We start from the raw sequence: 23,778 nt of genomic DNA, 5'->3' as shown, positions 1-23,778 counted from the left end.
GGAGGCGGAATTGGCGGCAATGAAGGCGGCGCAATTCACTTTCAGTGACAGGTTGTAATTTAAGGACCTTGTCGCGACTATTTGAGGGGCGCTGCCTTTACGGAAGCGACGAGCCTTTCCAGCGTGCGGAATGTCGAATTGTCCGCTGCACCATCCACCAGCCGCCGCCGGAAATGCCGCTGGAAGGCCGCCACCACGATTTCCGTCTGCTTGTCGTAGACACCCGATATCTCGACGCCATAGCCATAGAGCGCCAGCATCGACTGCAGCGTCTCGACATCGGCGCCGGTGTCGCCGGCCTTCAACGCGGCGCCCGGCCTTCGCGGCGCGGCCGGTACCAGGTGGCCGACACCGGCCACGAACAGCGCCTTCCACGGAAATTTTTCGCCAGGGTCGACCTTACGGCCCGGCGCCACGTCCGAATGCGCGAGCACCCTTGCCGCGGGGATGGAATGACGGCCCACGATACCCGCGCACAAATCGATCACGGCACTGATCTGCCGCTTCGGGAAGGCCTTGTAGCCCAGTGAATGCCCGGGGTTGACGATCTCGATGCCGACCGAACAGGAGTTGATGTCGGTGCGCCCGAGCCAGGAACTCTTGCCTGCATGCCAGGCGCGGTCGCTCTCGCGCACCATCTGGACGATGCGGCCGTCCTCATGAACGAGATAATGCGAGGACACCTCGCTCGCCGGATCACACAGCCACGCCTCGGCACCGGCCCCGCTTGCCATGCCGGTATAATGCAGGACGATCATGTCGGGTCGTAGCGTCTCGCGGCGCGGACCGAAATTCGGCGAAACCCGGACCTCGGCGCCTGGCTGGTCGGGCAGGAAACCGCTCATACGCGCCTGAGGCCTCGCTCGATCATCTCATAGGCGGCGTTGATCGCCGCGACCCTGGTCGTGGCGATCTTGATGAATTCCTGCGGCAAGCCGCGCGCGATCAGCCTGTCGGGGTGATTGTCGGAGATCAGCTTGCGGTAGCGTTTCCTGACCTCCTCGAACGGCTTGCCGCGCTCGATGCCCAGAACGACATAGGGATCGGCGGCGCCGAGATTGACGTGCCGCGACAGGATCGCTTCGTAATGCGCCTCGTCGATCCGAAAAATCTCGGCAATGCGATGCAGGAATTGGCCTTCATGCTCATGAATCAGGCCATCCGCCTTGGCGATATGGAACAGACCGTCGAGGATATCTTCCAGCATCATGCAGTTGGCATGGCCGGACCCGCAGAGCTGCGCCATGCGCTGGGCATAGATCTCGAAGCCGGCGACGTCCTGCTTGGCGATGTCGTAAAGCCGCGCCACGTTGCGCGTCTCGCTCGGCGGCACTTCGAAGATTTCCTGGAAGGCGCGCACCTCATCCTGCGTGACGATGCCGTCGGCCTTGGCCATCTTGGCCGAGAGCGCGATCATGGCCACGGAGAAGGCGACGCGCCGGCGCAGGTCCGGATCGCCCGAAAACACGGTGCGCACGGCTTCGACGACATCCGCGACGCCCGAGGACGCGGACGACGAAACACGGGCGATGAAGTCGCCAAGGCGGTCCCAAATCGACATGCCGGCTTCATAGAGCGAACCGGGCGGTTCTATCAAGCCGGGACGATGCCGCAGGCCACCCGCTGCGCGGGATCGAGGGCGAAAAAAGAAGGCCGGCAAAAGCCGGCCTTCCTCGATATGGTCTGCCAGGGCTCTTACTGCGCGGGCGCGGCAGGAGCCGGATTTGTTGCCGGAGCCGGTTCAGCGGGCTTCGAAGCGTCAGGCGAAGCTGGCTTCATGGGCTGCTCGTTGGCCGGCGGATTTGTACTTTGCGTGGTGGTTTTGTCAGTACCGGTGCCACTGTCGCTGCAAGCCGCGACCCCCAACAGGGCGAGCGCCGAAACAGACGCCAGAATGAGCTTCTTCATGGTATCTCTCCTTCAGCAGACGCTCACATTTCGGTGAGCGGTCGCAGGGGAAATGCATCAGCAGGCCCGCCGGTTTCGTAACGTTGCATTTCGACGTGTAATATCAACTTGCGATTGCTGGCGCTGAAATCCCGAACTAACAGAACATACGCTCGAAGACATGGTGGATAAACAGAATGCCGGCAGCCGCGGGAACAAAGAAATGGGATTTTTGGATCGACCGCGGCGGCACCTTCACCGACGTCATCGGCCGTGATCCGCAAGGCCAGTTGCATCCCCGAAAACTGCTGTCCGAAAATCCCGAGGCTTACGCGGATGCCGCCATCCAAGGCATCCGCGACCTGTTGGGTTTGAAAGCCGGCGCCGCCATTTCCGCCAATGCGATCGGCGACGTCAAAATGGGCACGACCGTTGCCACCAATGCGCTGCTCGAGCGCAAGGGCGACCGCGTGCTGCTGCTTATCACCAAGGGCTTTCGCGACGCCTTGCGCATCGCCTACCAGGCGAGGCCGGACATCTTCGCCAAGGAGATCATCCTGCCGGAGCAGCTTTACGAGCGCGTGATCGAGATCGACGAGCGCGTCCGCGCCGACGGCTGCGTCGAACGCCTGCTCGACATCGCGGCCTGCCGTTCGGCGATCGAACAGGCCAAGGCCGACGGCATCGACGCCGTCGCCATCGTCTTCATGCACGCCTGGAAATACCCGGATCACGAAAAGGCCGTTGCGAAAGTCTGCCGCAAGATCGGCTTCAGCCAGATCTCGGTCTCTCACGAGGTCTCGCCGCTGATCAAGCTGGTCGGCCGCGGCGACACCACCGTGGTCGACGCCTATCTTTCGCCGATCCTGTCTCGCTATGTGCAGCGGGTGGCCGGCGAACTGGGCGCTGGACCGCGCCTGATGTTCATGATGTCGTCCGGCGGCCTCACCGCCGCCGACCTGTTCCAGGGCAAGGACGCGCTGCTGTCCGGCCCTGCGGGCGGGGTCGTCGGCATGGTCGAGACGGCGAAGCTCGCCGGCTTCGAAAAGGTCATCGGCTTCGACATGGGCGGCACCTCGACCGACGTCGCCCATTACGACGGCGAATATGAGCGCGCCTTCGACACCGAGGTCGCAGGCGTCCGCATCCGCGCGCCGATGATGCGCATCCACACCGTCGCTGCCGGAGGCGGCTCGATCCTGCACTATGAAGCGGGCCGCTTCCGCGTCGGCCCCGATTCCGCCGGCGCCAATCCCGGCCCCGCCGCCTATCGGCGCGGCGGCCCGCTTGCCGTGACCGATGCCAATGTCATGCTCGGCAAATTGCAGCCCGATTTCTTCCCGGCGATCTTCGGCGCGGGCCAGGACAAGCCGCTCGATGTCGGCACGGTTGGCGAAAAATTCGCCGCACTTGCCGCCGAAATCGGCGACGGCAGGACGCCTGAGGCGGTCGCCGAAGGTTTCGTCACCATCGCCGTCGAGAACATGGCCAATGCCATCAAGAAGATCTCGGTGCAGCGCGGCTACGACGTCACGGAATATCTCTTGAACTGCTTTGGCGGCGCCGGCGGCCAGCATGCCTGCCTGGTCGCCGATGCGCTCGGCATGGAAGCCGTGCTCATCCACCCCTTCTCGGGGCTGCTTTCGGCTTATGGCATAGGCCTCTCGTCGGTCTTCGCCTCGCGCCAGCAGGCGCTGCTGGAGCCGCTCGCGGACGCATCCAGGCCGGCGATCGAAAATCTCATAGCCGCCCTGCGTGGGGTTGTGACCGCCGAACTTGTGTCTCAGGGCATCGCCGAGAGCGGGATTACCGCCAGGCCGATCCTCCAGATCCGCTACGACGGCACCGACACGGCTCTGCCGGTGAATTTCGAGCATGGCTCGATCCTGCGGGCGAAGGACGATTTCGAGGCCGCGCACAAGGCGCAGTTCGGGTTCGTCTATGAAAACAAGCCGATGATTATCGAAGCTGTAGGGGTGGAGGGCAGCGATGCCGGCGGCGCGGGCCGCGAGGAAACCGAAGCGGAGATGCAAGATCTTGCCGTTGTTGCTTCCGAGAAGCGGAAAATATTCGCCGAAGGCGAATGGCGCGAGGCCGGTGTCTTCCGCCGCGAAGCCCTCAGGCGGGGCAACAAGGTTGCCGGCCCAGCCCTTATCATCGAGCCCAACCAGACCATTGTTGTTGAACCGGGCTGGCAGGCCGAGATCACCGCAAAGGACCATGTTCTCCTGCGCCGAACGAGCAAGAAACGACGGCAGGCAGCACTCGGCACCGAAGCCGATCCGGTGATGCTTGAGGTCTTCAACAACCTCTTCATGTCGATCGCCGAGCAGATGGGTGTGACGCTGCAGAACACCGCCTATTCGGTCAACATCAAGGAACGGCTCGACTTCTCCTGCGCCGTATTCGATCGCCATGGCGCGCTGGTCGCCAATGCGCCGCATATGCCGGTGCATCTGGGCTCCATGGACCGATCGGTCGAAACCGTCATCCGCCTGAATTCGGGCGACATCCACCCCGGCGACGTCTTCGCGCTCAACGCGCCCTATAATGGCGGAACGCATCTGCCCGACATCACCGTGGTGACGCCGGTGTTCGACGATGCGCGCAACGAGATCCTGTTCTGGGCGGCCTCGCGTGGCCACCACGCCGATGTCGGCGGCACCGCGCCCGGCTCGATGACGCCTTTGGCCACAACGGTCGACGAGGAAGGCGTGCTGTTCGACAATTTCCGCATCGTCGATCGCGGCCGCTTCCGCGAGAAGGAGCTGGAGACGCTGCTGACCGACCACCCCTACCCGGCGCGCAATCCAACCCAGAACATCGCCGACCTGAAGGCACAGATCGCCGCCAACGAAAAGGGCGTGGCCGAATTGCGCAAGATGGTCACGCATTTCGGGCTCGAGGTCGTCGAAGCCTATATGGGCCATGTCCAGGACAACGCCGCCGAGAGCGTGCGCCGCGTGATCGAGCGGCTTCCCGACAGCGCGGCATATGAATACCCCACCGACACCGGCCAGATAATCAAGGTGAAGATCACCGTCGACCGGCAAAAACGCGAGGCGACCGTCGATTTCACCGGCACGTCGCCCGTCATGAAGAACAATTTCAACGCGCCGGAGCCCGTCGCCCGGGCCGCCGTGCTCTATGCCTTCCGCGTCATGGTCGAGGACATGATCCCGATGAACGCCGGGTGCCTGAGACCGATCAACATCGTCATCCCCGACGGCTCGATGCTGAAGCCCGCCTACCCTGCCGCGGTCGTCGCCGGCAATGTCGAGACCTCGCAGCACGTCACCAATGCGCTGTTCGGCGCGATGGGTGCGATCGCCAACGCGCAAGGCACGATGAACAACCTCACCTTCGGCAACAAGAAATACCAGTATTACGAGACGATCTGCTCCGGCTCGCCGGCCGGCCGGATGAATTCGGGCCGTGGCTTTGCCGGCACCTCCGGCGTTCACACCCACATGACCAATTCGCGCCTCACCGACCCCGAAGTGCTGGAACTGCGCTTCCCGGTCGTATTGGAGGATTTCCACATCCGCGAGGGTTCCGGCGGCAAGGGTAAGTGGAATGCCGGCGACGGCACCAGGCGCACCATCCGCTTCCTCGAAAAGATGGAATGCGCGATCCTCTCCTCTCACCGCAATCGCCCACCCCAAGGCCTCGACGGTGGCGGCGATGGCGAGCCGGGCTCGACCAGGGTCCGGCGCAATGACGGCTCGCTCGACGTTCTGAAGGCCTGCGACCAGACCACGCTCGATGCAGGCGAAGCCGTCATCGTCACCACGCCGACGCCGGGAGCGTTCGGAAAAGTGTGAGATTTGCGTCAACAGGCTGTCACCTGCCTGTCATGACGCTGCGCTACCCGCTTGCGCCAATGCAAACGGGGAATCACCTTTCCATGTCGGATGTTTCCGGAGAACTCGTTTATCGCCGAGGCAAGGAAGTCGGAAAGGCCGTCTACCAGAACCGCGTATTGTCGAAGGACGGCATTTCCGAGCGGTTGTTCGCTTTCCTCTTCTCCGGCCTCGTCTATCCGCAGATCTGGGAAGATCCGGATGTCGACATGGAGGCCATGCAGCTTGGCGCTGGCCACCGCATCGTCACAATCGCATCGGGCGGCTGCAACATCCTGGCCTACCTGACCCGCTCGCCGGCCACGATCGACGCCGTCGATCTCAATGCCGCGCACATCGCGCTGAACCGCATGAAGCTGGAAGCGGTGCGCCACCTGCCGTCGCAGGGCGATCTGTTCCGCTTCTTCGGCGCCACCGGCACCAGCCACAATTCCAATGCCTATGACCGCTTCATCGCGCCGCATCTCGATGCGGTCAGCCGCCATTACTGGGAGCGCCGCAACTGGCGCGGCCGCCGCCGCATCTCGGTCTTCGACCGCAACTTCTACCAGACCGGCCTGCTCGGCCTCTTCATCGCCATGGGCCATCGCGTCGGCAAGCTGTTCGGCGTCGACCCGGCCGGCATCATGAAGGCGCAGAACATCGGCGAGCAGCGTCGCTTCTTCAACGAGGAACTGGCGCCGGTCTTCGACAAGAAGCTGCTGCGTTGGGCGACCTCGCGGAAAGCCTCGCTGTTCGGCCTCGGCATCCCGCCTGCGCAGTATGATTCGCTGATCACCTCCGGCGACGGCTCGATGGCGAGCGTGCTCAAGGCGCGGCTGGAAAAGCTCGCCTGCGATTTCCCGCTCAAGAACAACTATTTTGCCTGGCAGGCCTTTGCCCGCCGCTATCCGCAACCCGGCGAGGCGGCGCTGCCTGCCTATCTGGAACAGAGCAACTACAAGACGATCCGCGACAACATCGATCGCGTCGCCATCCACCACGCCAACCTGATCAAGTTCCTGGCCGCCAAGGACGCCGGCACCGTCGACCGCTTCGTCCTGCTCGACGCGCAGGACTGGATGACCGACGACCTGCTCAACGCACTGTGGACCGAGATCACCCGCACAGCCTCAGTCGGCGCGCGCGTCATCTTCCGCACCGCAGCCGAACCCAGCCTCCTGCCCGGCCGTCTCTCCAACTCGCTGCTCGACCAGTGGACGTACGAGGCCGACGCCTCGCGCGAATTCTCGGCGAAGGACCGCTCGGCCATCTATGGCGGCTTCCACCTCTATGTGAAGCGCGCCGCATGAGCACGACGGAGCTGCCGGCCAGCCATGCCGAACTGATGGACGGCGTCTACCGCTGGCAGCGCCACATCTACGACCTGACCCGCAAATACTATCTGCTCGGCCGCGACCGGCTGATCGACGGGCTGGACGTCCCGCAAGACGGCACCGTGCTGGAGCTTGGCTGCGGCACCGGCCGCAACATCGCGCTCGCCGCCCGCCGCTATCCGGACGCCCGCTTCTTCGGTTTGGATATCTCCGCCGAGATGCTGGAGACGGCGAAGGCGGCCATCGCTCGCGAAGGCCTCGCCGACAAGGTCAGCCTGGCGCGCGGCGACGCCACCGATTTCGACGCCAAGGCTCTCTTCGGCATCGAGCGTTTCGACCGGGTCTTCGTCTCCTATTCGCTGTCGATGATCCCCGGCTGGGAAAAGACCGTATCGGCTGCCCTCGCCGCGCTCGCCCCCGGCGGCTCTCTGCACGTCGTCGATTTCGGCCAGCAGGAAGGCCTGCCGCGCTGGTTCCGTGGCCTGCTGCGCGGCTGGCTGCGGAAATTCCACGTCACGCCGCGTGAATCGCTGCGCGACGTGCTTGAATCGGAATCGCAGAGCGCCGGCGCAACCTTCCGTTTCAGAACGCTTTATCGCGGCTATGCCTGGCTGGCGGTGATCAAGATCGCCGTTTGAAGCCATCGGCACGGAAGCAAACCGCAATCAACAAATCGCGCAATTGCGGCATGACCCAAGGAGTGGTACATTATCTCCACCCTGGAAGCATGCGATGATCGTCAGATTTAGAGATGAATGGCTGCGGGCTTTCTTTGTGGACGATATCCACTATCGCAATCCGATCTCGAAAGCCGTTTGTTTCGCAAACTCCAGATGATTGACGACGCTGCGACCGATCAGGATTTGCGTGTGCCACCCAGTAATCACTTCGAGAAGTTGCGCGGCAATCTCGAAGGCCTCCATTCGATCCGCGTCAACAAGCAATGGCGGCTGATCTTCCGCTGGGACGGTGACCGCGGTGAGGCGTCGGACATCTACCTGGACGACCACAGCTATAAGTGAGGTGAGACATGTTGATGACCGCACGCAAGCCCGCAACGGTAGGCGAAATCCTCACGGAAGAATTCATGCAGCCGCTCGGCCTGACGCAAGCCGCTTTGGCCGAGGCAATGGGCGTCCAGCGCAAGCATGTGAACGAATTGTGCAACGACCGCCGCAACGTGACGGCGGCGACCGCGCTCATTCTGGCGCGGGTATTTGGCAACAGCCCGGATTTCTGGCTGAATGTCCAACGCCGCAACGATCTTTGGCAGGTCATGAACTCGCCTGACGAGCGGGCGCGCGTCGATCGCGCCAAACCTTTGCCGACCGCCGCATAGGCAGGCTTACGCAACTGCCGGTTAGTGCAGCGCCTTGACCAGCGCACCCACCATCGCTTGTGGACGATAGCCGAGCTTGGCCGGGGTCAACCCAAGCCGCACCACCACCAACTGCTCCGACGGGATGATCGCCACCGTCTGGCCGTCATGGCCTTCCATCCAGTAGATGTCCTTGGGCAGGCCGGCGGCAGCGCCCGCCCCCGGCCTTTCCTCGTCTCCTGGTCCCTCGATCCAGAGCTGGCCTTTGCCGTACACCTTCGAGGCCGGCGCCGGCTCGCGCATCCAGTCGACGAAACCGGCGGGCAGGATCTGGTTTCCGTTCCAGACGCCGCCTTGCAGCAAGAACAGGCCGAAGCGCGCCCAGTCATGCGCGGTGGCGTAGAGATAGGACGAGCCGACAAAGGTGCCCTGCTCGTCGGTCTCAAGCACCGCGCTCCTCATGCCGAGCGGCTCGAACAGCGCCGTCCGCGGCCATGCCAGCGCCTTCGTCTTGTCGCCGATCGCGTCCTGCCACAGGCGTGACAGCATCACCGCCGTGCCGCTCGAATAGGAAAAAACCTTGCCGACCTCGCCACTTAGCGGCTTGGCCTCGGCGAAACCCGCCATGTCGGGCTCCAGATAGAGCATGCGCGTCACGTCGGCGACGTCGCCATAATCCTCGTTGAACTCCAGCCCGCTCGACATCGCCATCATGTCGGCAAGGCTGATAGCGGCGCGGCCGTCTGCCTTCCACGGCTTGAACAGGCCTTTGTTGTCGACCCCCATCTTGCCGTCCTTGACCAGAGTGCCGACGATCGCCGCATTCACCGTCTTGGTCATCGACCAGCCGAGCAGCGGCGTCTTGGCCGAAAAGCCCTCGCCATAGCGTTCCGCGACGACGCGGCCGTTCTTCACCACCACGACGGCGCGCATGCCAATGCCGGCCATGGCGGCATCGTCGACGATCTTCGCGACCTCGGGGTTCTGCGAAGCGTCCACACGCTCGCCATCGGGCCACAGCGCGTCGGGCTGCGTCGCCGCCGGCTGCGCCGCGCGCAGCGACGTCTGCCTTGCCTTGCCGGTATCGCCGTCTGGAACAGAGGCGCAGCCGACGCCGTTGCGCTCGACCGCGACGCTCTTGCCGAGAACCCAGAGCAGGCCAGCCGAGACCAGTCCTCTTTCCTTGTCGACGGAGACCTTCATCAGCCTGAGCAGCGGATGGCCGGGCGCCTGCACGTCGACGGCCAGGACCTCTTTGGCGTCGCGGCCGGCGATGAAGACATTCGAGCAGACGATCTTGGCCGAATAACCGGAGCCGACGCGGATCAGCTCCGGCGGAGCGAAATAAAGCCAGGCGAAGAGTGCTGCCACCGCCAGGATCACAAGGCCAAGCAGCCATTTGATGAACTTCACGACAGCCCGCATCTTTACCGCCCTTTTGGATTCGCCGGCTCGATTTATGTCATCGATTTGCCGCCTTTGCTTCCGCAAAATCACCGGTGTCGTCGAGCGCCGTCAATGGATTATCAACCATGTTCGGCGATCAACTGAGTCGATCGGACGATCCTGTGGGGCGATCGTTCGAGGGGGGCCGGCGCAAGCATGGCCATCTGGAAGGACCCATCAGCGGCCGGCTGGATCCGGCCCCGGGGAACGCCATGCGCCGTCTTGCGGCCATCCTGATGCTGACGCTGCTCTGCGCCTGCTCGACCGTGGACGATCTGTCGCCGCTGTCGCCGTCCGCGCCGGCGGTTGCCGTGCGCGCGCCCAAGTTCGACGATTCCAAGCCGCATGAATGGGACAGCGGCGCGCCGTGGACCTACGCCATCCACGGCACGGACGTCTCCAAATACCAGACCTCGGTCGATTGGCCGGCGGCCAGGGCCAGCGGCATCTCCTTCGCCTTCATCAAGGCGACCGAAGGCGGCGATCGCTTCGACGAGTATTTCAACGAGCACTGGGCGCGCACCAGGGCCGCCGGAGTTCCGCGCGCCGCCTATCATTTCTTCTATTTCTGCACGCCTGCCGAAGCCCAGGCGCGCTGGTTCATCACTAATGTCCCGAGGGACCCGTCGGCGATGCCGCCGGTGCTCGACATGGAATGGAACCCGAAATCGCCGACCTGCAGGCTGCGCCCCGATCCGGCCACCGTGCGCAGCGAAATGACCGTTTTCCTCCAGATGGTCGAGCGCTACTACGGCAAGAAGCCGATCATCTACACCTCGATCGACTTCTTCGACGACAACCAGCTGGCGACGTTCCGCGGCTATCCCTACTGGCTGCGCTCGGTCGCCGGCCACCCGCGCGAGAAATACGGCAGCCACCCCTTCACCTTCTGGCAGTACACCGGCACCGGCATCGTGCCCGGCATGACCGGCAAGTCCGACATCAATGTCTTCAACGGCTCGGAAGCCGCCTGGAAGAAGTGGCTGCGGCAGAACACCCGTTGACATCCGATCCCCCGCCTGCTTTTCGACACGGCGGGCGGCGAAACATGCAACCGCTGGTAATCTGGAGCGGCGCGCTCGTGCGAGTGCCTGGCGCGGCTCCTGAACTTTGAAATCCTCGCATGCGCCTTTCCGATCCTTTCGGGGTCACGATGGGGCCATGCGCCGGTCTCGAAAGGAAAGCGATGCGATTGCGCGTTGAAATCCTCGCGGCGCTTTTTGTCGGCGTGCTTGCGCTGCCCGCCGCGGCGCAGGAATGCGGCGGCGATTTCGAGGCCTGGAAGCAGGGCGTGGCAGCCGAAGCCAAGGCGGCCGGCGTCGGCGCCGTCGGCCTCGACGCGCTGGAGGACGCCACCATCGACGAGCGGGCGCTGGCGCGCGACCGCGCCCAAGGCGTATTCACCCAGACTTTCACCGAATTCTCCGACCGCATGATTTCGGCGTACCGCCTGAAGCAGGGCACGGCCAATCTGAAGAAATATGCCGACGTCTTTGACCGCGCCGACAAGGAGTTCGGCGTACAGCCGGCCATCATCGCCGCCTTCTGGGGGCTGGAGACCGACTTCGGCGCCGTGCAGGGCGATTTCCATACGCTGAATGCACTGGTGACGCTCTCGCATGATTGCCGCAGGCCTCAGTTGTTCCGGCAGCAATTGGTGCCGTTGCTCACCCTCATCGACCGCGGTGTGCTGCCGGCCGACGTCAAGGGCGCCTGGGCCGGCGAGATCGGCCAGACGCAGATCCTGCCGACCGACTATCTGGCCGAAGGCGTCGACGGCGATGGCGACGGCAAGGTCGATCTGAGGAACAGCGTGCCGGACGTCATCATGACGACCGCCAACAAGATCATGTCGCGCGGCTGGAAGCGCGACCAGCCCTGGGTCCAGGAAGTGCGCGTCCCCGACGAGATGCCATGGGACCAGACCGGCCGCACCAACAAGCTGCCGTTGTCGCAGTGGGCGCAATGGGGGGTCACCGAACCCAATGGCAACCCGCTCATCGACAATGGCCTGAAAGCCGGCCTGGCGCTGCCGATGGGCCGCAAGGGCCCGGCCTTCCTGACCTACGACAATTTCGACGTCTATCTCGAGTGGAACCAGTCCTTCACCTATGCGCTGACCGCGGCCGTGCTTGCCACCCGCCTCGCCGGCGCGCCGCAATTCGATCCGCGTACGCCCGAGCAAGGCCTGAGCGGCGACCAGATGAAGGCGCTGCAGACCAAGCTCGAGGCCAAGGGTTACGACGTCGGCACCGTCGACGGCATCCTGGGCACCAACACGCGCGAGGCAGTCCGCAAGGAGCAGATGCGGCTTGGCCTGCCGGTCGATGGCTGGCCGACGCCTGAATTGCTCGCCAAGCTGTAGTGGATAGTCGGTAGTGAGTAGTCAGTAGTCAGTAGTGAAGAGGTGTAAGCCTACTCCCTACTCCCTACTCCCTACTCCCTACTCCCTACTCCCTCTTCTTCAGCACGAAATCGATGAACGCCCGCAGCGCCGGCGGCACATGCCTTCGGCTTGGATGGTAGAGGTAGAAGCCGGGAAAGCGGGGCGACCACGCTTCCAGGAACCGGACCAGTCGGCCCTGCTCGATCCACGGCTGGACCTGATAGTCGATCATGTAGGCCACCCCCGCCCCGTCTAGCGCGGCATTGAGCAACAGCTCCGTATCATTGACGATAAGACTTCCCTTGACGGCGATTTCCAGTGAACGCTTGCCGCGGGAGAACTCCCACCGGTAGATATCGCCACCGCCTGGCCACTGGAAATTGATGCAGCGGTGCTGGTGAAGGTCCTGTGGCTGGCGCGGGATCGCCCGATCCTTGAGATAGGCCGGAGCAGCCACTGCTGCCATCTGCAACTCATCGCTGAGCTTGACGGCGACCATGTCCTGTTCCAGCCGCTCGCCAAGCCGGATGCCGGCATCGAACCGCCCTTCGACAATGTCGGTCAGCACATCGTCGATGATGACCGTCAAGGCGATATCAGGATAGGCGCGTTGGAAATCGCCGAGTATCGGCGCTACGAACCGCATTGCGGCGACGCGCGAGACATTGATGCGCAGCGCGCCTGCCGGCCGGTCTCGCCCAGCCTGGAGTTCAGCGACGGCGCCTTCCAGCTCACCGAACACGACCGCAAGACGGGAAAACAGCGTTTCGCCGGCCGCCGTCGGCGAAACGCTGCGTGTCGTGCGGTTGAGCAGCCGCACGCCGACACGCGCCTCCAACTGTCGGATCGTCTGGCTGAGCGCCGGCGGCGACACCCGCAGCCGTGCTGCAGCGCGAACGAAGCTACCCTCCTCCACGATCGCCGAAAATGCCTTGAACTCCGTAAATTCGGACCCGCGCATTATGTATCTCTGAATTAACAGGCCGCTCGGATAATAGGCTATTATCTGATCAATAGCATGCCGCTATTTCTCAATCATCCGCCCGTCACATAAATCGACGCGGCCTGAATGGTTGAGGAAACGATCATGTCTCAGTCGCTGCAAGGCAAAACCGCAATCGTCACCGGCAGTTCGCGCGGTATTGGCCGCGCCATTGCCGAAGGACTCGCAGAAAAGGGTGCTGCCGTCGCCGTCAACTATGTCGGCAACAAGAATGCAGCGGACGAAGTTGTGGCAGCCATCACCGGCAAGGGTGGCAAGGCAGTTGCCATTCAAGCCGATATTTCCGTCCCTGCCGATGTCCGCCGCCTGTTCGACGAGACCGAAAGCCAGTTCGGCGCGATCGACATCGTCGTGGCCAATGTTGGCGTTGCCGTCATCAAGCCACTCGCCGAGGCGACGGAAGATGATTTCGACCTCGTCTTCGGCACCAACGCCAAGGGAACCTTCTTCACGCTTCAGGAAGCGGCCAAACGTGTCCGTGACGGCGGCCGCATCATCGCCGTCTCCACCGGCGGCACCAGGATGTTCTTCACCCAGACGGCGCTATACCTGGGCAGCAAAGGCGCCGTGGAACAGTTCGTCCGCGTGCTTTCGCGCGAGCTCGGGCCGCGAGGCGTCACCGTCAATGCCCTGTCGCCAGGTTTCACCGATACCGATCTGCTGCCGGAGCGGGATCGCGCCGTCGCGGCCGGCATGTCGCCCTTCGGACGGATCGGCGTGCCGCGCGACGTTGCGGACGTCGCAGTCTTCCTGGCCAGCGACGAAGCTCGCTGGCTGACGGGTGAGAATATCCAGGCCGGCGGTGGAGTGGCGTAAGGTAGGCAGTAGGCAGTAGGCAGTAGGCAGTAGAAAAATATCAAAGGGATATTCGCGGGGATAAGACGATCGACGATCCTACTGCCTACTGCCTAATTCCTACCTCCTAATCCGCCATCGTCTCTAGGCTCGCGAACCCTTGCGGCGCGTCACCCTCGTCGAACGGCGTCGTCACCTCGACGAAAGTGTCGGGGTAGAAGCCGTTGAAGCGCGTCCTCAGCGACAGCGAGTAAGCGCCGATATGGCCGATCTCGATCCAGTCGCCAGTGTCGACCGTTTCCGGCAGCCAGAACGGCCTGGACAGGATGTCGACGGAATCGCAGGTCGCGCCGCAGACCTTGAACGGCACGACGGTGTTCTCGTCGCCGTTGCGGGTACGGATCGCGGGATCGGGAATGAAGCGCGCCGGCAGGGTGATCTTGCCCGTCCATGAATCCGACAGCGACGCCCAGATGCCGTCGTTGATGTAGAGCCGCTTGCCCTTGCGCAGCAGGACGCGAACAATCAGGGAAAGACAGCGCGCCACGATCACGCGCCCGGGCTCGGCCACTAGGGGCATCTGGTCGAACTGATACTCTTTCAGGTCGCCGGCAAGCCGCGACATCAACTGGCCAAGCGACGGCATCTCGATGTGCTTGCGGTTGGGATCATGGCCGTATTCGGCCGGGAAGCCGCCGCCGACATCGAGCCCGGCAATATCGAAGGTCAGGCGGTTGCGCACCCAGTCGGCCGAGGCGAGCGCGCGTTCATAGGTGTCGGGATCCTCGATCTGGCTGCCGACATGGAAGCAGAGGCCTACCTTGTAGCCGGTGCGGTTCAACCGCTCTGCGAGATCGACGGCATTGGCGGGCCCGGCGCCGAATTTCTTCGACAATTCGTAAGCCGCGTGGCCCTTGGTCTGGATGCGCACGAAGACGGTTATCGCGCCCGGGTCGATATCGAGCGCCCGCACGACGCGCGTCAGCTTGGTGATCTCGTCCTCATGGTCGAGCGAGATCACCCGGATGCCGTATTTCTCCAGCGCCAGCTTGATGTCCGACTGCGCCTTGACCGGGTGCATGTAGAGCATCTCGGCATCCGCCGAGACAGCGCGCACGGCCGCGAACTCGCCGGGCGACGCGACGTCGAAGGTGCTGACGCCAGCTTCCACCAGTGTCTTCAGCACGATCTGCTCGCCATTGGTTTTCACCGCATAAGCGGTCTTGCCCGGAAACATGCCCATGAACTGCAAGGCATCGGCCTTCAGCACCTGCGGCCGGAAACAATAGACCGGATCGTCCGGACGAAGCGCCAGTGCCGCCTCACGGGCATTTTCGAATCGTTGCATGGACGAATCCTCAGGTCTGGAGCGTGCACAATTAATCCTAGCTAGCCGCCAAAGAAAACAGTTCTGTGTCTGGCCATCCCGCGCGGCCGGCCGCATTTTCTTGCCAACGCTAAACCACCAGTCAGCTTTCGGGTGGCCCTTGCCGCCGAACCCGATATCGGTTGTTGAGATGTCTGCTGGGCTGAGGTTGCGATCGGCTCCGGGGAGGAACAGGACATGTCCATTACGGCCGCCGCCGCGCCGACGCGCGGACCGATGACGCTCAGAGATTGGGCGCAGCTTCTCCTGCTCGGTGCGATCTGGGGCGGCTCGTTCTTCTTTGCCCGCATTGCCGTTTCCGAGATCCATCCGCTGGCACTGGTGCTGTTTCGCGTCGCGATCGCCGCGATAGCTCTCCAGCTCTATCTGGCGGTCCGCGGTCCATCCTTCCGTCTCGCCTTGCCGCATGCCGGCCTCTTCTTCCTGCTGGCGCTCACCAACAATGTCGTGCCGTTCTCGCTGATCTTCGCTGGCCAGACACAGCTTGGCGCCGGCGTCGCCTCGGTGCTCAACGCGACGACGCCGTTCTGGACGCTGATCCTGGCCAATGCGCTCACCACGGACGAGAAGCTGTCCTGGAACAAGCTGGCCGGCATCGCCCTTGGCGTCGCCGGCACGGCGGTGATGATCGGCCCTGGCCTGCTTGCCGGGCTTGGCGGACCGGTGTGGGCGAAGTTCGCTCTGATCGGCGCTTCGCTCTCCTATGCCGTCGCCCTGATGATCGCGCGTCGCTTCAAGGGCGTGCCTTCGCCGGTCGTCGCTACCGGGCAGCTGACCGCATCGACCATCATCATGATCCCGGTCGTGCTGATTGCATATGGCCCTGCGGGGCTTTTCTCGGTTTCGCCACCCGTCTGGGCCGCGGTGCTGGGCCTGGCGCTGCTTTCCACCGCCTTTGCCTACATCCTCTATTTCAACCTCGTCGTCTCGGCCGGCGCCACCAATGCCTCGCTGGTCACCCTGGTCGTGCCGGTCAGCGCGGTGCTGCTCGGCTTCCTGTTCCTCGGCGAGCGGCTGGCGATGTTCGAGATCGGGGGCATGACGCTGATCGGACTCGGCCTAGTCACCATCGACGGGCGGCTGTTCGGCAAATGGTAGCGGTGTCATGCCACACCGTCGCCACAATTTATTCACAACCGCGGAGCCGGTTTTTGCCGAAGAGTTTCAACGGCTAACGTCGAATTGCAGGTCGCAAATTCCACATTCATGTCGCATTGCAGCACGTTTTCCGCTTGCCTGTGGCACAAATGACCCTAGACTCCTGCCATAGCTCTGAAGAGGAGGCTATGACATGGGACTGACGAGGCCGATCAACGCTTTGATGATTTGTGCCGCATTCGCATTCATCGGTGCCCTTATCATAGGCGTTCTTCCCTGACCCGCCAAAGCCGGGAAGACCAGCACCGAGAATAGTCCAACAGTTCGAAAAGGCCGGGTTCTACCCGGCCTTTTCCGTTGCAGCCTGCCTTAATGCATGTCGCCCAGAAGTGCGCAGCGGTTCTGGGACAACGACATGCATCAACAAAGGACCTAAAGCGCGTCGCCCGAATCCGTTTCAGCGCGACGCGCTTTATGCGGCGGCCGAACCGGCCGCCTCCGCCTCATGCGAGCGGATGCCAATCATGTGGCAGACGGCAAAGACGAGGTCGGCACGGTTCATCGTATAGAAATGGAAGTCGCCAACGCCGCGCTCGACAAGGTCGAGCACCTGCTCGGCCGCGACCGCCGAGGCCACCAGGGCATGCGTCTGCGGATCGTTCTCCAGCCCCTCGAAACGCTCGGCCAGCCAGGCCGGCACCAGCGCCCCGCAGCGCGACGAGAAATTGGCGACCTGGGTGAAATTATGCACCGGCAGGATGCCCGGCACGATCGGGATGTAGATGCCGGCGCGGCGCGCCCGCTCGACATAGCGCTCGTAGAGATCGTTGTCGAAGAAGAACTGGGTGATCGCCCGCGTCGCGCCATTGTCGACCTTGCGCTTCAGCATGTCGATGTCGGTGGCGAAGTCCGGGCTTTCCGGGTGCTTTTCCGGATAGGCCGAGACCGAGATATCGAAATCGCCGACGCCTTTCAGCGCCCCGACCAGTTCGGCGCCATTGGCATAGCCATCGGGATGCGGGCGGTAGCTCGTGCCCACCCCGGCCGCCGGATCGCCACGCAGCGCGACGAAGCGTTTGACGCCCATATCGGCGAATTCGCGGATGACCGTGTCGACCTGGTCGCGCGCGGCATCGACGCAGGTCATATGCGCCGCCGGCGTCAGCGTCGTCTCGTTCAAGATGCGCTTGACCGTGCGCGCCGTACGCTCGCGGGTCGAACCACCGGCGCCGTAGGTCACCGAGACGAATTTCGGCTTGAGCGGCTCCAGCCTTGTGACCGTGTCCCAGAGCCTCGCTTCCATCTCATCGTTTTTCGGTGGGAAGAATTCGAACGAAACCCGGACCTTGTCGCCGATGTCGGGGCGGCGGGAAAAGCGGAACTGGTTCATCAGGCTGTTTCCTTCACAGGCAAGGAATCGTTGGACGGATCGGCGATCAAAAGGCGACGGTCGCGGCCGAGCCAGAGCTTGACGGTGAGCCTTGCCTCGTTGCCGCCGCGCGGCTCGAATTCCTGGCTCTCCTCGAGGTCGAGGCCGGCCTCCGCGAACCACTCGGAAATCTGCCGATCAGAGAAGCCCAGCCGCATATGGGCGTGCTGGTCGCGCAGGAATTCGAGCGCGTGCGGCGCGAAGTCGACGACGATCAGCCGGCCCGATGGCCTGAGCAGCCTCGCCGCTTCGGCGATGGCGCGCGCCGGATCGTCGAGATAGTGCAGCACCTGGTGGATGGTGACGAGGTCGAAGGCGTTGCGCTCGACCGGCGGGGAGAAGATGTCGCCCTGGCGCACCTGCGCGTTGGCGACGCCTGCCTTGTCGAGATTGGCGCGCGCAACCGTCAGCATCTCGCGCGACATGTCGATGCCGACGCCGCGACGGTAGAGCGGCGAAAAGATTTCCAGCAGCCGACCGGTGCCGGTGCCGAGGTCGAGCATCGACTGGAACGGCCGCTTGCCGACGAGCTTGATGAGCGCGGCTTCCACCGCGCGGTCCGGCACATGCAGCGAGCGGATATGATCCCAGCTCGCGGCGTTCTCGGAGAAATATTCGGCGGCTCGGTCCTGCCTTTTGCGCTTCACCGCCGCCAACCGCTCGAGATCGCGCACCGCCTGCGGATCGGCCTCGCTTATGGCCGAGACCAGACGCTGCACGAAATCGCGCGAATTATCCGTATCGGTCAGCCTGAAGAAGGCCCAGGACCCTTCCTGGTAGCGGCCGATCAGCCCGGCATCGAGCAAAAGCTTCAGATGACGCGAGACGCGCGGCTGCGACTGTCCAAGGATCTCCGTAAGGTCCGAAACGGTAAGATCGCCGCGCGAAAGCAGCACCAGGATGCGCAGCCGGCTGGATTCGGCCGCCGCCTTCAATGTATCTACCATTGTGTCGAGCGAGACATGCATGAGCGGGTTCTCGTTGAAAGATATAAAGATATGTTTATGTCGATTTTGAAACCCTGGCAAGCGCTATGTCGCTTCCGGACAAGAAAATGGCGCAGCCGTGATCCGCGACGGGCTGGCGGTTTTTCCGCAGGATGAGCAGGATGTTTGAAACGCGCCAAGGTGAAACGCTTCTTGCAGCCGATCCGGCGGAACTGCGGCCGGACGGCCATGTCGTCTTCATCGGCCGCATCGTCTCGCCCTGGACGGTCCGCGAGGAGTGCCCAAAGAACATGCGCGCCGCCCGCGAAACCGGGCGGGCCGCGACAGTCCTGGTCGACGAGCCCTATCGCCCGGGGCTGCAAAACCTGGAACGCGCCAGCCACATCGTCATCCTGTCTTGGCTCCATCATGCGCCGCGGAATCTGATTGTGCAGAAACCGCGCCATGCGGCTGAACCGAAAGGCGTTTTCTCGCTGCGTTCCCCTGCCCGGCCGAACCCTGTCGGCCTGCATGTGGCAAAGCTTGTCGCCCTCGACATCGAGGCCGGCCGGATCGGGATCGACGCCATCGATGTGCTCGACGGCACGCCGGTCATCGACATCAAGCCCTACTATGCCTCGACCGACGCTTTCCCCGAAGCGACCATCGCCGGGCGCGGCGAGAAATGAGCGCCCCCACCGGCCGCCGCCGCGCCATCGCCAAGGCGCTGACCGCGCTGTTGCCGCTCGCTCCTTACGCCGACATGGAAAAGATCCGCGCCGACGCCGGTTCGGTGCATATGAAGACCCTGCCGCCGACGATCGCGGTGTGGCTGGCCACCATCGCTCATATCCGCCACGCCCACACCGACTACGAAAAGCTTCTAGCCGAAGGCTATGACCGGGATTCGGCGCGCTTCTTCGTCATCGAGCAGACCAATATGGTGCTGACCCGCTGGCGGGCGACGCGCCTGCTCGAGGAAGACGACGAAGACGAGTGAGGTCGGCCCGATCACCGAACGTCTGATAGGCTTTCTGCTGGGAGGCATGACGATCCGGCCTGGTCGAGCGTGGTGTGCTATCCCTGACCCGCGCCAAATAAATCCAGTGGCGCCCCTGCTTCGGCAGTGTGGCTTCAGGCCTGATAAATCCACTGCTCCGGCACCCGCACCGAGATCTCTTCGCCGGCCCTGATGATGCCAGGCTTTTCGACCCAGGCCACAAGGCCACGCAGCCGCTTCGCCATCTTTGGAAAGAGCAGCGCGGTCGCCTCGTGGTCCGCCGCGCGGACATGCTCGGCGATCGACTGGCCAGCGATGCGGCACGGCTTGTTCTGCCCGTCGACCTTGAGCGTCACGCCATCCTTGAAGAACATCAGCGAACCGGCCGGCAGCATCGAAAGCTGCGGCACGCCTTCGATCACAAGATTGGCGCCGATCCACTCCGGCTTGATCTCATCGAGCCCCATGCGCTGGGCGACGACGGCAAGCTCGTCCGCCGCGACGAGCGACAATTGCCGCTCGTTGCGCATCTCGGTGCCGCGCGGATACCAGGGCTCGCGTCCGCCGGAGCGCCGCGTTGTTCCGCCATGGAAGTCGCCCGCGATACCGTCGAAGCCGAGCCGCAGTTGCTCGACCGCCCTCGTCTCGAAATGATCGTACGGAGCGGCAAAGAGCGCCGCTGCCTTCGCCGTCAGCTTGCGGCCCGGCACGATGTCGGCGGCAGATTCAGTCGCGGGCGACAGTTCCAGCATCGGTGTCAATCCGTTGTGTCGGCAGCCTTTTGCACCTCGATCGCCCATGCGGCAAGAGCGGTCTCGGCCATGGCGCGTAAGTCGTCGGTCGAAGCGCCGTCACGTGCCTGGATCGACATTCCGTGCATGACGCCGGTCAGATATTTGGCCAACCGCTCCACCGGCAGGCCGGCCGGCAGTTCGCCGGCCTCTCGCCCCTTGGCCAACCGGGCCGCAATCGCCGCCTCGCTGGCCTTGCGATAGGTCTTGAGCTCATCCGCGATGCCTTGCGCTTGCGGCGACGTCGCCAACGCACCGCTTATGAACAGGCAGCCGCCGGGCTTGCCGGGCCTTGTATAGGACTGCGCCGCCCCGAGCAGCAGCAGCCGCACTGCCTCTTTAGCCGACACCGGTGCGCTGAGCGCGTCCAAGGCAAACCCGATCTCGCTGTCGTGGTAGCGCGCCAAGGCGCGGCGGAACAGCGTCTCCTTGTCGGTGAAGGCATTGTAGATCTGCGGCGGCGTCAGGCCCATCGCCTCGCGCAGCATGGCAAGCGAGGTCGCCTCATAGCCATGCTCCCAGAATAGGAGCATGGCCGCGTCGAGCGCGGCCTCCGGGTCAAACGCGCGCGGCCTGCCACCACGAGGTTTTTCAAAACTTTCCATAACGATCGATACGAAACATATTGACTCGCTTCTTTCAGGTAACGTAACAATCAATACGTAACCTGACAAGCGGAACCACCCGCAGCAGAAGGAGAGCAATATGCCGATCACCGTAACCGCACCCGAGGGCGTGCTGACCGCAGCGGGCGAGCGCGAAATCCTGCCTCGCCTCAGCGCCGCTCTCATCGAAGCCTCCGGCGCCACGGGGAATTCATTCTTCACCGCTATCGTCGGTGGAACGGTTCATGTCCTGCCGCTCGAGCACATCTACGCCGGTGGCGCCAACCGGCCTGTCGTGATGGTGGAATTGAAGCTGCCGAACATAGGCCTGGCGACCAACGAGGCGCGCGAGGCCTTCATCACCGCCGCCTCCAGGATCGTCGCCGATCTCTGCGTGCCAGGCCACAAACCCGAAAACACCTGGATCAACATCCTCAACGCGCCGGACGGCGGTTGGGGCATCGGCGGCCGGCAATATTCGGGGGAGGCGCTTGTCGCGGCGGCGATGGCCTCGGCGCAATCGTAAGCTGATCGTTAAGACTGCCGGGCGGGCACCGCGGGCTCGTCGAGCAACGAGGCGCAGCCCTTGGCCGGGGCCGCGTCTGTTGCGATCACGAGGTTCTTACTGGTCCTTCGCTGCATCGCGTCGCTTGATAGTGGAGCGACGTTGAGGCTCGGACATGCAGGTTGGACACGCAATCGCCGCCCTCTGGCTCTTCTGGGTGGTATCCTGGATCCTCGCCGCCTCCTGGGCCGATCCGGCGCAGAAGCGCGCGGACTTCAGGGCGGAGGCCCGATACCGGGTGTTCTGGCCGGCCGGCACCGTCCTGCTGTTCGTGCCGGCGCACGGCTATGTCGGCCGGCTGCGGCTCTGGATGCCGACGCTTACCGAAGCCTGGATCTGCGTCGCCCTGATCGCTGTCGGCATCGCCTTCGCCTGGTGGGCGCGCCTGCATCTTGGCCGGCTATGGTCGGCCAACGTCACCGCCAAGGCCGATCATCGCGTGGTCGATACCGGCCCCTATGGCCTGGTCCGCCACCCGATCTACACTGGCCTGCTGCTCTCGATCCTTGCCACCATGGTGGTCAAGGGCACGGTCTGGGGCATTGCTGGCGCCGCCCTGCTGCTCGTCGGCGTCGTGGTCAAGGCGAGGCTGGAAGAGAGCTTCCTGCGCGGCGAGCTCGGCCCGGCCTATGACGATTACGCCAGGCGCGTGCCGATGTTGGTGCCCTTCGCGCCGGCCTGATCGCCGGTTACAGCATTCTCAGCAGCGCGCCGCCGATCGAATAGCCGGCGCCGAAGGCGCAGATGAGGCCGAAATCGCCGGCCTTCATGTCGGCATGGTTCTCCGACAGCGCCACGATCGCGCCGGCGCCGGCCGTGTTGCCGAGCCGCTCCAGCACCATCGGCGCGCGGTCATGGTCGACGTCGTGGCCGAAGGACAATTTCAGGATCATCGCATTCATGCGCGCATTGGCCTGATGCAGCCAGAAGCGGCGGATGCCTTCCGGCGTCAGCCCGTGCTCGGCCAGGAATTCGACGATGAATTTTTGGCCGGCGACGGTGACTTCCTTGAACACCTTGTTGCCGACCTGCTTGATGAGATTGCCTTCCAGGTTGATCATGTAGGGATCGTCCTGGGCCGTGCGCGTGTGATAGCCGAGATTGGTGCGGATGTTGTTTGACATCTGCGTCCAGGTGCGGGTGTCGAGCACCTCGAAGCGCCCCGGCCGCTTTTCGCCCTGTGCCAGTCCCTCGACGATCATGGCGACCGAAGCGTCGCCGAAGATGAAATGCGTCTGCCGGTCACGGAAGTTGAGATGGCCGGTGATGATCTCAGGCGTCGACACCAGGATGCGCTTGTGCGCCCCCGACCTCACCAGGTTCACGGCGACATGCAGCGCGGCCGCGGCGGAAGAGCAGCCGAGCCCCATGTCGAAGCCGGCGCCCTTGGTTCCCAGCGCCTCCTGCATCTCGATGGCGATGGCCGGATAGGGCCGCTGATGGTGCGAGGCCGAGCAGATCACCAGATCGATGTCCGACCCATCGACCCCGGCATGGGCAAGCGCCTTCCTGGCCGAGGCGATGCCGAACTCCGCCTCCAATGACAGCGCGTCGTCCGGCCGTGCCGGAATGCGCGGCGACATGCGGGTCGGATCGAGGATACCCTCGCGCTCGACGACATGGCGGCTCCTCACGCCCGAGGCGTGCACGATGAAGTCGCTGTCCGATTTCTGCAAAAGCGGTTCGCCGGTGTCGGCGCGCCGCGCATTCTCGGTGTCGACCCAGCTGTTGAAGCTTGCGACCAGCTCTTCATTGGTGATGACGGGTTCAGGGATTTCGGCGCCGATGCCGCTGATGATGACGCGATGCATGTCCAATCCGTCTAGAGTAATTCCAGGAAAAGTGGGAACCGGTTTTCCGTCCGGAATTGCGTTGAAACAAATGGCACGGGCCTTGCGGCTTTGAGATGGGCGCGGAACCGGCCCGGCGCAACCCTTGTCGCATTTGCCCGGTTTATGCCAGC

The 23,778-nt window shown here is 63.6% G+C and carries 23 protein-coding genes and 1 pseudogene; 13 read left to right on the top strand and 11 right to left on the bottom strand.

The window, feature by feature from the left end:
• Positions 1–77: 77 nt before the first annotated feature.
• The 3 genes from RFM52_RS03185 to RFM52_RS03175 all read right to left on the bottom strand — a co-directional run bounded on the left by RFM52_RS03185 (position 78) and on the right by RFM52_RS03175 (position 1,908).
• The gene (locus RFM52_RS03185) at positions 78–845 is read right to left on the bottom strand and encodes a peptidoglycan recognition protein family protein (RefSeq protein WP_320295098.1); all 768 of its coding nucleotides are present in this window, start codon (positions 843–845) and stop codon (positions 78–80) included.
• A complete protein-coding gene (locus RFM52_RS03180) occupies positions 842–1,561 on the bottom strand; it encodes a DnaJ family molecular chaperone (protein WP_320295097.1) in 720 nt (239 codons plus the stop codon). Before RFM52_RS03180 ends, RFM52_RS03185 begins: the two co-directional genes overlap by 4 nt.
• A gap of 134 nt (positions 1,562–1,695) precedes the next feature.
• Entirely contained in the window at positions 1,696–1,908 is a 213-nt protein-coding gene (locus RFM52_RS03175) for a hypothetical protein (protein ID WP_320295096.1), read from the bottom strand.
• 176 nt (positions 1,909–2,084) lie between these two features.
• Here RFM52_RS03175 and RFM52_RS03170 point away from each other — a divergent pair, with 176 nt between their 5' ends.
• From RFM52_RS03170 to RFM52_RS03150, 5 genes and pseudogenes are all read left to right on the top strand, one after another.
• Positions 2,085–5,711 (top strand): hydantoinase B/oxoprolinase family protein, encoded by a 3,627-nt coding sequence (locus tag RFM52_RS03170; protein ID WP_320295095.1) that lies wholly within the window; start codon positions 2,085–2,087, stop codon positions 5,709–5,711.
• A gap of 32 nt (positions 5,712–5,743) precedes the next feature.
• Positions 5,744–7,042, top strand: a complete 1,299-nt coding sequence (locus RFM52_RS03165; RefSeq protein ID WP_320295094.1) for a BtaA family protein — start codon at positions 5,744–5,746, stop codon at positions 7,040–7,042.
• Positions 7,039–7,704: a class I SAM-dependent methyltransferase gene (locus RFM52_RS03160; protein WP_320295093.1), complete on the top strand. Its 666-nt coding sequence runs from the start codon at positions 7,039–7,041 to the stop codon at positions 7,702–7,704. The genes RFM52_RS03165 and RFM52_RS03160 overlap by 4 nt, the downstream gene beginning before the upstream one ends.
• Before the next feature lie 94 nt (positions 7,705–7,798).
• A pseudogene (locus RFM52_RS03155) lies at positions 7,799–8,088 on the top strand (type II toxin-antitoxin system RelE/ParE family toxin).
• Between the two features lie 8 nt (positions 8,089–8,096).
• Complete coding sequence (locus tag RFM52_RS03150; protein WP_112099856.1) at positions 8,097–8,405, top strand: HigA family addiction module antitoxin; 309 nt, start codon at positions 8,097–8,099, stop codon at positions 8,403–8,405.
• A 21-nt stretch (positions 8,406–8,426) separates the two neighbouring features.
• Here the strand turns inward: RFM52_RS03150 and RFM52_RS03145 are convergent, their stop codons facing one another.
• Positions 8,427–9,809 (bottom strand): serine hydrolase domain-containing protein, encoded by a 1,383-nt coding sequence (locus tag RFM52_RS03145; protein ID WP_320295092.1) that lies wholly within the window; start codon positions 9,807–9,809, stop codon positions 8,427–8,429.
• 233 nt (positions 9,810–10,042) lie between these two features.
• On the opposite strand from RFM52_RS03145, the gene RFM52_RS03140 reads away from it, so the two are divergent.
• Together RFM52_RS03140 and RFM52_RS03135 are read left to right on the top strand one after the other, a co-directional pair.
• Positions 10,043–10,834: a glycoside hydrolase family 25 protein gene (locus RFM52_RS03140; protein ID WP_320295091.1), complete on the top strand. Its 792-nt coding sequence runs from the start codon at positions 10,043–10,045 to the stop codon at positions 10,832–10,834.
• 182 nt (positions 10,835–11,016) lie between these two features.
• Complete coding sequence (locus RFM52_RS03135) at positions 11,017–12,195, top strand: lytic murein transglycosylase (RefSeq protein WP_320295090.1); 1,179 nt, start codon at positions 11,017–11,019, stop codon at positions 12,193–12,195.
• Positions 12,196–12,280: 85 nt separating this feature from the next.
• Here the strand turns inward: RFM52_RS03135 and RFM52_RS03130 are convergent, their stop codons facing one another.
• Positions 12,281–13,177 (bottom strand): LysR family transcriptional regulator, encoded by an 897-nt coding sequence (locus tag RFM52_RS03130; RefSeq protein WP_320295089.1) that lies wholly within the window; start codon positions 13,175–13,177, stop codon positions 12,281–12,283.
• 126 nt (positions 13,178–13,303) lie between these two features.
• On the opposite strand from RFM52_RS03130, the gene RFM52_RS03125 reads away from it, so the two are divergent.
• Positions 13,304–14,035, top strand: a complete 732-nt coding sequence (locus RFM52_RS03125) for an SDR family oxidoreductase (RefSeq protein WP_320295088.1) — start codon at positions 13,304–13,306, stop codon at positions 14,033–14,035.
• Positions 14,036–14,141: 106 nt separating this feature from the next.
• Here RFM52_RS03125 and RFM52_RS03120 read toward each other — a convergent pair whose 3' ends face one another.
• The gene (locus RFM52_RS03120) at positions 14,142–15,362 is read right to left on the bottom strand and encodes an alanine racemase (RefSeq protein ID WP_320295087.1); all 1,221 of its coding nucleotides are present in this window, start codon (positions 15,360–15,362) and stop codon (positions 14,142–14,144) included.
• A gap of 216 nt (positions 15,363–15,578) precedes the next feature.
• On the opposite strand from RFM52_RS03120, the gene RFM52_RS03115 reads away from it, so the two are divergent.
• A complete protein-coding gene (locus tag RFM52_RS03115) occupies positions 15,579–16,499 on the top strand; it encodes a DMT family transporter (RefSeq protein WP_320295086.1) in 921 nt (306 codons plus the stop codon).
• 472 nt (positions 16,500–16,971) lie between these two features.
• Here the strand turns inward: RFM52_RS03115 and metF are convergent, their stop codons facing one another.
• Positions 16,972–17,889 (bottom strand): methylenetetrahydrofolate reductase [NAD(P)H], encoded by a 918-nt coding sequence (metF, locus tag RFM52_RS03110; RefSeq protein WP_320295085.1) that lies wholly within the window; start codon positions 17,887–17,889, stop codon positions 16,972–16,974.
• Positions 17,889–18,896, bottom strand: a complete 1,008-nt coding sequence (locus RFM52_RS03105) for an ArsR/SmtB family transcription factor (protein WP_320295084.1) — start codon at positions 18,894–18,896, stop codon at positions 17,889–17,891. The genes metF and RFM52_RS03105 overlap by 1 nt, the downstream gene beginning before the upstream one ends.
• A 140-nt stretch (positions 18,897–19,036) precedes the next feature.
• On the opposite strand from RFM52_RS03105, the gene tsaA reads away from it, so the two are divergent.
• Together tsaA and RFM52_RS03095 are read left to right on the top strand one after the other, a co-directional pair.
• Complete coding sequence (tsaA, locus tag RFM52_RS03100; RefSeq protein ID WP_320295083.1) at positions 19,037–19,543, top strand: tRNA (N6-threonylcarbamoyladenosine(37)-N6)-methyltransferase TrmO; 507 nt, start codon at positions 19,037–19,039, stop codon at positions 19,541–19,543.
• Complete coding sequence (locus RFM52_RS03095; protein WP_320295082.1) at positions 19,540–19,854, top strand: DUF2293 domain-containing protein; 315 nt, start codon at positions 19,540–19,542, stop codon at positions 19,852–19,854. The genes tsaA and RFM52_RS03095 overlap by 4 nt, the downstream gene beginning before the upstream one ends.
• A gap of 134 nt (positions 19,855–19,988) precedes the next feature.
• Here RFM52_RS03095 and RFM52_RS03090 read toward each other — a convergent pair whose 3' ends face one another.
• Complete coding sequence (locus tag RFM52_RS03090; RefSeq protein WP_320295081.1) at positions 19,989–20,606, bottom strand: MOSC domain-containing protein; 618 nt, start codon at positions 20,604–20,606, stop codon at positions 19,989–19,991.
• Positions 20,607–20,611: 5 nt separating this feature from the next.
• Positions 20,612–21,361 carry a TetR/AcrR family transcriptional regulator gene (locus RFM52_RS03085; protein WP_320327832.1) on the bottom strand — a complete coding sequence of 250 codons (750 nt, stop codon included), beginning with the start codon at positions 21,359–21,361 and terminating at the stop codon, positions 20,612–20,614.
• On the opposite strand from RFM52_RS03085, the gene RFM52_RS03080 reads away from it, so the two are divergent.
• A complete protein-coding gene (locus tag RFM52_RS03080; protein ID WP_320295080.1) occupies positions 21,351–21,776 on the top strand; it encodes a tautomerase family protein in 426 nt (141 codons plus the stop codon). The two genes, RFM52_RS03085 and RFM52_RS03080, sit on opposite strands and share 11 nt — an antisense overlap.
• Before the next feature lie 154 nt (positions 21,777–21,930).
• On the top strand, positions 21,931–22,497 hold the full coding sequence (locus RFM52_RS03075; protein ID WP_320295079.1) for a methyltransferase family protein: 567 nt from the start codon (positions 21,931–21,933) through the stop codon (positions 22,495–22,497).
• Positions 22,498–22,504: 7 nt separating this feature from the next.
• Here the strand turns inward: RFM52_RS03075 and RFM52_RS03070 are convergent, their stop codons facing one another.
• The gene (locus RFM52_RS03070) at positions 22,505–23,626 is read right to left on the bottom strand and encodes a beta-ketoacyl-ACP synthase III (RefSeq protein WP_320295078.1); all 1,122 of its coding nucleotides are present in this window, start codon (positions 23,624–23,626) and stop codon (positions 22,505–22,507) included.
• Positions 23,627–23,778: the final 152 nt, after the last annotated feature.

It is taken from the genome of Mesorhizobium humile, assembly GCF_033977215.1.
Lineage (GTDB): Bacteria > Pseudomonadota > Alphaproteobacteria > Rhizobiales > Rhizobiaceae > Mesorhizobium > Mesorhizobium humile.
Note: the sequence above shows the minus strand (reverse complement) of the source record. Positions and strands in the feature narration are given on the sequence as shown.

Coding starts and splice junctions, on each gene's coding strand:
- RFM52_RS03185 (WP_320295098.1), bottom strand. CDS start 845: ATGAGCGGTTTCCTGCCCGACCAGCCAGGCGCCGAGGTCCGGGTTTCG.
- RFM52_RS03180 (WP_320295097.1), bottom strand. CDS start 1,561: ATGTCGATTTGGGACCGCCTTGGCGACTTCATCGCCCGTGTTTCGTCG.
- RFM52_RS03175 (WP_320295096.1), bottom strand. CDS start 1,908: ATGAAGAAGCTCATTCTGGCGTCTGTTTCGGCGCTCGCCCTGTTGGGG.
- RFM52_RS03170 (WP_320295095.1), top strand. CDS start 2,085: ATGCCGGCAGCCGCGGGAACAAAGAAATGGGATTTTTGGATCGACCGC.
- RFM52_RS03165 (WP_320295094.1), top strand. CDS start 5,744: ATGACGCTGCGCTACCCGCTTGCGCCAATGCAAACGGGGAATCACCTT.
- RFM52_RS03160 (WP_320295093.1), top strand. CDS start 7,039: ATGAGCACGACGGAGCTGCCGGCCAGCCATGCCGAACTGATGGACGGC.
- RFM52_RS03150 (WP_112099856.1), top strand. CDS start 8,097: ATGTTGATGACCGCACGCAAGCCCGCAACGGTAGGCGAAATCCTCACG.
- RFM52_RS03145 (WP_320295092.1), bottom strand. CDS start 9,809: ATGCGGGCTGTCGTGAAGTTCATCAAATGGCTGCTTGGCCTTGTGATC.
- RFM52_RS03140 (WP_320295091.1), top strand. CDS start 10,043: ATGCGCCGTCTTGCGGCCATCCTGATGCTGACGCTGCTCTGCGCCTGC.
- RFM52_RS03135 (WP_320295090.1), top strand. CDS start 11,017: ATGCGATTGCGCGTTGAAATCCTCGCGGCGCTTTTTGTCGGCGTGCTT.
- RFM52_RS03130 (WP_320295089.1), bottom strand. CDS start 13,177: ATGCGCGGGTCCGAATTTACGGAGTTCAAGGCATTTTCGGCGATCGTG.
- RFM52_RS03125 (WP_320295088.1), top strand. CDS start 13,304: ATGTCTCAGTCGCTGCAAGGCAAAACCGCAATCGTCACCGGCAGTTCG.
- RFM52_RS03120 (WP_320295087.1), bottom strand. CDS start 15,362: ATGCAACGATTCGAAAATGCCCGTGAGGCGGCACTGGCGCTTCGTCCG.
- RFM52_RS03115 (WP_320295086.1), top strand. CDS start 15,579: ATGTCCATTACGGCCGCCGCCGCGCCGACGCGCGGACCGATGACGCTC.
- metF (WP_320295085.1), bottom strand. CDS start 17,889: ATGAACCAGTTCCGCTTTTCCCGCCGCCCCGACATCGGCGACAAGGTC.
- RFM52_RS03105 (WP_320295084.1), bottom strand. CDS start 18,896: ATGCATGTCTCGCTCGACACAATGGTAGATACATTGAAGGCGGCGGCC.
- tsaA (WP_320295083.1), top strand. CDS start 19,037: ATGTTTGAAACGCGCCAAGGTGAAACGCTTCTTGCAGCCGATCCGGCG.
- RFM52_RS03095 (WP_320295082.1), top strand. CDS start 19,540: ATGAGCGCCCCCACCGGCCGCCGCCGCGCCATCGCCAAGGCGCTGACC.
- RFM52_RS03090 (WP_320295081.1), bottom strand. CDS start 20,606: ATGCTGGAACTGTCGCCCGCGACTGAATCTGCCGCCGACATCGTGCCG.
- RFM52_RS03080 (WP_320295080.1), top strand. CDS start 21,351: ATGCCGATCACCGTAACCGCACCCGAGGGCGTGCTGACCGCAGCGGGC.
- RFM52_RS03075 (WP_320295079.1), top strand. CDS start 21,931: ATGCAGGTTGGACACGCAATCGCCGCCCTCTGGCTCTTCTGGGTGGTA.
- RFM52_RS03070 (WP_320295078.1), bottom strand. CDS start 23,626: ATGCATCGCGTCATCATCAGCGGCATCGGCGCCGAAATCCCTGAACCC.